This is a genomic window from Paenibacillus sp. EPM92, assembly GCF_016586185.1.
Lineage (GTDB): Bacteria > Bacillota > Bacilli > Paenibacillales > NBRC-103111 > Paenibacillus_G > Paenibacillus_G validus.
This window is the reverse complement of record NZ_BCPS01000097.1, coordinates 22,751-30,083: the sequence shown is the minus strand read 5'-3', so window position 1 is coordinate 30,083 and position 7,333 is coordinate 22,751. Positions and strand designations below refer to the sequence as shown.

The following is a 7,333-nucleotide window of genomic DNA, read 5'->3' as shown; positions in this document are numbered from 1 at the left end:
CCTTGTGCCGGCGGCTGTCCGAACAGGCAGCGCAGACAGGGCGTTTCGCCCGGCACGATCGTAAGCGATACGCCGCGCGAGCTGACCGCGCCGCCATAGATCCACGGAATGCCGTGCTTCACGCTGACGTCGTTGATCAGGAAGCGGACGGCGAAGTTATCCGAGCCGTCCAGGATCAACTGCACGTCGGTCAGCAGCTCTTCGGCATTGGTGACGTTCAAATCGGCGACGACCGGTTCGATGCTTACGCCGGAATTGGTCGCCCGCAGGCGCGCTGCCCCGGCCTCCGCCTTCGGGGACGAGGCGGCCGCATCGGCCTCGTCGTACAGCATTTGGCGCTGCAGGTTGCTGCGTTCGACGAAGTCGCGGTCGATCAGGCGGACGAAGCCGACGCCGGCGCGCACCATATGATTGGCGAGCACGGTGCCGAGCGCGCCCATGCCGACGATCGCAATCCGCGACCGCAGCAGCTTCGCCTGACCGGCTTCGCCGATCGGAGCGAACAGCATTTGCCGCGAATACCGCTCGCGGTCGATCTCGATATGCTCAGGCCAGATATCCGGACGTTCGCTCATGATGCCGATCCTCCTTCGCCTGCAGCGGAAACCCCGGCTAACGGGTTCCACGGTCCGAGCTGATGTCCTTTCCATTCGGAGCCGTCTTCCCAGCGCTCCTTCTTCCAGATGGGAACGATTTGCTTCAACCGTTCGATCGCATAACGGTTCGCTTCATACACGGCGTCGCGGTGAGGGGCGGAAACTGCGATGACGACGCTGATCTCGCCGACAGCAACCGGGCCAAGCCGATGAGTGATCGCGCACAGCGCGCCGGGCCAGCGTTCGGCGATTTCACCCGCGATCTGGTTCATCGTCCGGATCGCCATGGGCTCGTACGCTTCGTATTCGAGCAGTACCGTCCGTTTCCCGTGCGTCCATTCCCGTGTCGTGCCTACAAAAGCGAGCGACGCCCCATGATTCGGATGGAGCACCTTGGCGGTGACGGCATCCGGGGATATCGGCTCGCGAGTCAGCTCCACCCAATCCGGTTCGCCTCCGGATACCGGCGGGATCAGGGCAATTTCGTCGCCTTCGCGTATAGCTGCGGAGGCTTCGGCATATTCTTGATTTACCGCAGCATATGCGTTCGATATTGCCTGAGATGCATGCGGGTAACGGCGTACCAGCTGCTCCTTCAGATCGGCTACCGTCCAGCTTGACGAATCCGTCTCAAGCTCAATTGTCCTTGCGCCCAACAGGTCTGCCAGACCGGCAAACAAAAGTACATTCAGCTTCAACTCGATCACTCCGTTTTTCGTAGTTTTCGATCCGGTTTAATGCGTTACGTTTACCTATCAGCATACCATAACCGGGGGCAAAAGTGATATAATGGCAGGTAAGCTCTAAAGAAACGGAGGTAGGTAGACATGATTGAAGTAGTAGACGATTCCAAAGGAAGCGTAAGGTATTCGTCGCCCGGGGAACTCGCTGCGGTTTGCTCCGAGACGATCGATCCGGAGCTTCGAATAAACGGCTTAAAGGGCCAAGCGGTGGATTGGCAAGCTTGGTATGAGGCGTGGAGCGCTGCGCAGGGGGCTGACGTTTCCCTGCAGCCGACGCACCTGCAGGTTGCGGCGGTTGATGAGTTTCAAGCTACGATTCCGTGGCACGAATTGCGGGATGCCTTTATCCTCTATGCACAAGAGGAGGGGCAGCCTTTACAGAAGGGCTTTCCGATTCGCCTGTATGTGCCGAACGGGAGCAGCGAATGTTTGAACGTCAAGAGCGTCGTCCGCCTTTGTTTACTGTACGATCCGGCATTAGGCGATAAAGCGACCTTCGGATTTTCCAATACGGTGACACCGGAGCAGATGTTGGCGAACCGGCAAAGCAAATAACCCCGATCTGCTAAAGGCATAGCTTTAGGAATGATTAAGAACGAAACTATCGCAAAGCGTCCGCCGCTTTGCGATTCAAGGCAGGTGGCTTGTATCACGAAAGAACGAGTCAGGCTTCGTATCCTACATACGAACGATATACACAGTCATTTCGATCAGATGCCCCGGATCGCTGAATGGATCAAGCGGTTGAAGGAAAATACGGGGGAGGCGCACACGCTGACGCTCGATATCGGCGATCACTTGGACCGGATGCGTTCCGAAACGGAAGGCACCGAGGGATTGGCGAATATCGCGGTGATTAACGCGACCGGATACGATGCCGTCACGCTTGGCAATAACGAGGGGTTGACGTATACGCCGGATGTGTTGGACCGGCTGTACGGCGAAGCCGCACGGTTTCCCGTTGTGCTTGGCAACATGGTTGCAGCCCGAACCGGAACCGCTCCGGCTTGGATGAAGCCTTGGCATATCATGGAGAAAGCGGGGCTGCGCATCGGTCTCATCGGTGCGACGGCCGCATTCTCGCTTTTTTACAAGCTGCTGGGCTGGGAAATCAGCGATCCGTACGATACGATCCGTCAAGCTGTAGAAGAGCTGCGTCCGCAAACGGACATCATCGTGCTGCTGTCGCATCTGGGCCTTCGCCATGACGAGAAGATAGCGGAAGACATCCCCGGCATCGACGTCATTCTTGGCGGACATACGCACCATTTGTTGACGGAGCCCCTCTCTGTCGGATCGACCTGGATTTGTGCCGCAGGCAAACATGGACAATACGTCGGGGCGGTGGATCTGGCGTACGAGCGGCAGACGAAACGGCTTGAGCTGGTTGGTGCGGGCGTACATGCGACGGCAGAAATGAACGGAGATCCCGAACTGCAGGCCGTCATCGACTTGTATGCGAACCAAGCAAATGAAACGTTGTCCCGGGAAGTCGTTCGTCTCGACCGCGATATGCCGATCGATTGGTACGGCGAATCGCCGCTTGGCAACCTGCTGGCCGCCGGTCTTCGGCGGTGGGTGGACGCCGAGATCGGCTTGGTGAACGCCGGCCAACTGCTCGGAGGCCCGCAGCAAGGGCCCGTGTCGGCCGGTATGCTGCTCAAGCTTTGCCCGTCGCCGATCAACCCGTGCCGGTTGAAGCTGACCGGGGCGCAGCTTAGGCAAGCGCTGGAAGAATCGCTGCTGCCGGAGTTTATGGATAAGCCGCTGTTCGGCTTCGGCTTTCGGGGCAAGGTGCTCGGCACGTTGTGCCTGGACGGACTGAGCGTCGAGTTTGATCCGGAGGGTGCTCCTTACTCGAAAATCGTCAGCGTCCGGGTAGGCGAATCGCCGATGATCGACGATCGGTTGTACACCGTCGGGACGATCGACATGTTTACATTCGGCATCGGATATTTATCCATCGGCCAAGGTATTGAACCTGAGTTTTTCCTGCCTGAATTTTTGCGCGACGTGCTGCTTCATGAACTGCGCAATGCGAAAGCTTTGCAGGACAGCAGCCGCGGGCGGTGGATAAAACGACAAAAGCATGTCGGAAATTGAAAAAATATATTGCTCTTTTGCCGGGAATCCGATAGGCTAAACCTAAGTAAGTGGATTTTCTAAATATTTGTTTAGAAAGAAGACGTGAGTACGACTATGCGCTTGCTTCCGATCAGCATGGTGGAGCCTGGCATGAGGCTCGGCAAAAAGATTTACAATTCGGACGGGTTAACGCTGCTCGCGGAGCAGGTCGAACTGACGCAAAACTTGATTCGCCGCTTGGAATCCCATGGTATTGATTACGTTTATATTGATGACCCGCGGACCCATGATCTGGTCATTCGGGACGTCATTTCGGATGAAACCCGGGTACGGGCGATAGCGGAAATACGCGAGTCGTTCCGGAGAATCGGCGAAAATCAGGTCAAACGTAAGGGCGTCGGACACCTTCAACTCGGCAAGACATTTCGCAGCTTATTGGACCTGATTCTGCAGGATTTAAGCTGTAATAAAGATGCGATGATTATGCTGACGAACATCAGCGTGATGGACGAATATTTGTACCAGCATTCCCTTAACGTATGCATCTACTCGACGATGCTCGGAATGGCCGAGGGCTACGGTCAAGAAGAATTGACAACGCTCGGTCTCGGGGCGCTGCTTCACGACATCGGCAAGACGCAAATTCCGTCCGAGTTGCTGCGCAAGAAAGAACCGCTGACCGATGAGGAGTTCTCGCATATTAAGCGGCACACGAATTTCGGCTTCCAATTTCTGAAGGACGAGCCCAACATTCCGCTGCTCGCCGCACACTGCGCGTTCCAGCATCACGAGCGGCTGAACGGCAGCGGTTATCCTCGCGGTTTAAAGGGCGACGAAATTCACGAATACGCGCGTTGGATCGGACTCGTCGATTCGTACGACGCGATGACGACACACCGTGTGTACCGCAAAGCGATGCTCCCGCATCAGGCTATGGAGATCTTGTTCACGGGTACGGGTTCGCTGTTCGATAAGCCGAAGATCGAGCTGTTCCGCGATAAAATCGCCATTTATCCGATCGGCGTCACCGTGACGCTGAATACGGGCGAGAAAGGCGTTGTCGTTGATCTCAACGCGAAAGTGCCGCATCGGCCGATCGTCAGATTGCTGGAAGACGAGGCCGGTCAGATGCTTGACGGCAGTAAGGAAATCGATTTGTCCAAGGTGCATACCGTCTTGATTACTGGTGTGAACGACGAAAAGATCACTTTAACAGCACCATGAGTTAAGCCCGAAATTCGGCCAGCACCGGTTTCGGGCTTTTTTCAATCGGTTTTCTTTTCATACATATTACGTTACAATAAGAATTGATCAGTAAGTGATAACAAGAATTCTAATGAAGAGTCAGGTGTACATAACAACATGTCTGAATTATTTGCCATACAGCCTCCCTTTCTCGAAATTTCGCCGCAATACGATCCGTGGGACCCGTTGCCGGCCTTTCGGCGGTACGGCCAGCACCGGTTGACGAGCGTCGAACTGACCGTAACCAATCTGTGCAACATGCGCTGCGAGCACTGTGCGGTGGGAGAGTCGTTAACGTTGTCGGAAGGAATCCGTATTCCGTTAGCCGACGTGCTCCGGCGGTTGGATGAAGTGGAGCACTTGGAGACGATCAGCATAACCGGCGGCGAGCCAAGCTTTCATGAGCAAACGGTGCGGGACTATATCGTACCGTTGTTGAAATATGCCAGGGAGCGAGGCGTCCGTTCGCAAATTAACTCCAATCTGACGCTTGATATATCGAGATACGAGGCGTTGGCTCCTTATCTGGACGTGATGCATATTTCGTTCAATTATTTGAACGTAGACGATTTCTACGAGGTTGGCTTCGTTCGCTCCGAACGGCGCACGCCCAGAGCGTCGGCCGTCAAGCTCTATGAACGGATGATAGACAATACGCGCGAGCTGTCGCGTGCCGGGATGTTCGTATCGGCCGAATCGATGATCAATTACCGCACTCACGACAAGCTGGTCGGTATTCACCGCCTGATCGACGAGATGGGCTGCCGCCGCCACGAGGTGCACCCGATGTACCCGAGCGCATTCGCGTCCAACCTGCCGGTATTGTCGCTCGACCAGACGCGGCAGGCCGTTCACCGGTTGCTGGACGGGAGGAACCCCGAGCTCTGGATGCTGTTCGGCACGCTTCCGTTCTATGCCTGCAGCTTCTTAGAGGAGGATCAGCAGATCATAACGCGTTTGCGCGGAGAACCGAACGTAACCGTAAGGAATGATCCGGACGGACGCAACCGGTTGAATGTGAATTTGTTCACGGGTGACGTCTACGTGACCGATTTCTCCGATGTGCCTCCGCTGGGGAATGCGCTGACTGACCGTCTGGACGAAGTGTTTGCCCGCTGGAAGGAACATCCGCTTTACAGCTCGGTCGGGTGTTACTGCCCGGGAGCGAATTGCTGCGGGCCGAATCTGTTGGTCGCGGATACGTATTATAAAGATGTCGATTTTTCAACCCGACGCGCCATCGTTTAATTACAAGCTGCCTATCACGCATGAGAAGGAGTTTGAACAGTAGTGGAGAGCCATAGTACGGGGTTTGATTTCGGTTCGATTGCGTTAAATCTGGTCCTCGTTGTTTTTTTAGTTTTCCTTAACGGTTTCTTCGTCGCCGCGGAGTTTGCGCTGGTGAAAGTCAGACAAACCCGCCTGCAGCAGTTGGAAAGCGAAGGGAACGGAAAGGCAAAATATGCGCTTGCCGTTACGAAAAAGCTGGACGCCTACCTGTCTTCGACCCAGTTGGGCATTACGCTGGCCTCGCTTGGTTTAGGCTGGGTGGGCGAGCCTGCGATTTCTCATCTGATCGTCGAGCCTCTGTTCGAAATGATCGGACTGGCCCAAGCCTGGTACGCGGACGCGCTCGCGATCTTCATCGGCTTCGCGGTCATTACGTTCATGCACATCGTCCTGGGGGAATTGGCGCCCAAATCGCTCGCGATCCAAAAGTCGGAAGTCACATCGCTTTGGCTCTCGGCGCCGTTGATGCTCTTCTACAAGCTTTTTTACCCGATCATCTATTTGTTGAACGGCGCGGCGAACCGGCTTCTGCGTCTGATCGGCGTCCGGCCCGCCACGGAGCTTGAAGCCGCTCATACAGAGGAAGAGATTCGCATATTGATGGACCAAAGCGCAAAGAGCGGCCATATCGATAAAGACGAGATGACGTTGTTTGACAACATCTTCGAATTCTCCGAAAGGGTGGCGCGTGAAATTATGCTGCCGCGCACCGATATGGATTGTTTGTTTACGGAACTGCCTTTTGAGGAAAATTTAAATATCGTGTATGAAACGAAGCATACCCGTTATCCGGTGGCAACGAGCGACAAGGATGAGATTATCGGGTTCGTGCACATCGCGGATATGCTGACCTGCGAGCCGAAGAAATCGCATCAGCTGCGCGATTTCGTCAGGCCGGTGCTGATGGTGCCGGAATCGATGGAAATCAGCCATGTATTGAAAATGATGCAGAAGAAGCGCTCCCAGCTGGCGATTGTGATCGATGAGTACGGCGGAACAGCCGGCTTGATTACCGCAGAAGATATTCTGGAGGAAATCGTCGGCGAAATCCACGACGAGTTCGACGAGACCGAACGGCCGGAAATCGAGAAGATCGGCGATGCCTACTCGGTGGACGGGCGGGTTTTGCTGGAGGAGCTTGACGATATGCTGGGCCTCGGAATCGAGGACGAAGCCGTAGACTCGATCGGCGGCTGGCTGTTCAAGGAGCTGGAAGGCAACCTTGAGATAGGGAAGAAGCATACCCTGGATCGCTTTCAATTCGAGGTTACCGAAGTGGATCGTCTGCGCGTGGTGCGATTAACGATTCGACCGATCTTGAAGCTCGGGCCGGAAGGCGAAGAACAGCAGAAGCCGGCACATTAATTTCGAAGG

7 protein-coding genes are annotated in these 7,333 nt (G+C 55.3%); 5 read left to right on the top strand and 2 right to left on the bottom strand.

Annotated features, from left to right (window positions below; translation table 11 throughout):
• Both JMF85_RS24465 and moaD read right to left on the bottom strand, forming a co-directional pair.
• The coding region (locus JMF85_RS24465) for a ThiF family adenylyltransferase (RefSeq protein WP_201319061.1) at positions 1 to 575 on the bottom strand (575 nt) is incomplete at its 3' end.
• On the bottom strand, positions 572 to 1,294 hold the full coding sequence (gene moaD, locus JMF85_RS28520; protein ID WP_127609073.1) for a molybdopterin converting factor subunit 1: 723 nt from the start codon (positions 1,292 to 1,294) through the stop codon (positions 572 to 574). The genes moaD and JMF85_RS24465, both read right to left, overlap by 4 nt.
• A 129-nt stretch (positions 1,295 to 1,423) precedes the next feature.
• Between moaD and JMF85_RS24455 the strand changes: the two genes are divergently transcribed.
• The 5 genes from JMF85_RS24455 to JMF85_RS24435 all read left to right on the top strand — a co-directional run bounded on the left by JMF85_RS24455 (position 1,424) and on the right by JMF85_RS24435 (position 7,324).
• Positions 1,424 to 1,894, top strand: a complete 471-nt coding sequence (locus JMF85_RS24455) for a molybdopterin-binding protein (protein WP_054797853.1) — start codon at positions 1,424 to 1,426, stop codon at positions 1,892 to 1,894.
• Positions 1,895 to 1,924: 30 nt separating this feature from the next.
• Complete coding sequence (locus tag JMF85_RS24450; protein WP_236595982.1) at positions 1,925 to 3,442, top strand: bifunctional metallophosphatase/5'-nucleotidase; 1,518 nt, start codon at positions 1,925 to 1,927, stop codon at positions 3,440 to 3,442.
• Between the two features lie 96 nt (positions 3,443 to 3,538).
• A complete protein-coding gene (locus tag JMF85_RS24445) occupies positions 3,539 to 4,648 on the top strand; it encodes an HD-GYP domain-containing protein (RefSeq protein ID WP_127609095.1) in 1,110 nt (369 codons plus the stop codon).
• 138 nt (positions 4,649 to 4,786) lie between these two features.
• A complete protein-coding gene (gene yfkAB, locus JMF85_RS24440; protein WP_054797855.1) occupies positions 4,787 to 5,917 on the top strand; it encodes a radical SAM/CxCxxxxC motif protein YfkAB in 1,131 nt (376 codons plus the stop codon).
• A 42-nt stretch (positions 5,918 to 5,959) separates the two neighbouring features.
• The gene (locus JMF85_RS24435) at positions 5,960 to 7,324 is read left to right on the top strand and encodes a hemolysin family protein (protein WP_127609075.1); all 1,365 of its coding nucleotides are present in this window, start codon (positions 5,960 to 5,962) and stop codon (positions 7,322 to 7,324) included.
• Positions 7,325 to 7,333 lie beyond the last annotated feature (9 nt).

What these genes read in the sequence shown, in the direction of transcription:
- JMF85_RS24450 (WP_236595982.1), top strand. Translation starts at nt 1,925, where the DNA reads ATGATTAAGAACGAAACTATCGCAAAGCGTCCGCCGCTTTGCGATTCA.
- yfkAB (WP_054797855.1), top strand. Translation starts at nt 4,787, where the DNA reads ATGTCTGAATTATTTGCCATACAGCCTCCCTTTCTCGAAATTTCGCCG.
- JMF85_RS24455 (WP_054797853.1), top strand. Translation starts at nt 1,424, where the DNA reads ATGATTGAAGTAGTAGACGATTCCAAAGGAAGCGTAAGGTATTCGTCG.
- JMF85_RS24445 (WP_127609095.1), top strand. Translation starts at nt 3,539, where the DNA reads ATGCGCTTGCTTCCGATCAGCATGGTGGAGCCTGGCATGAGGCTCGGC.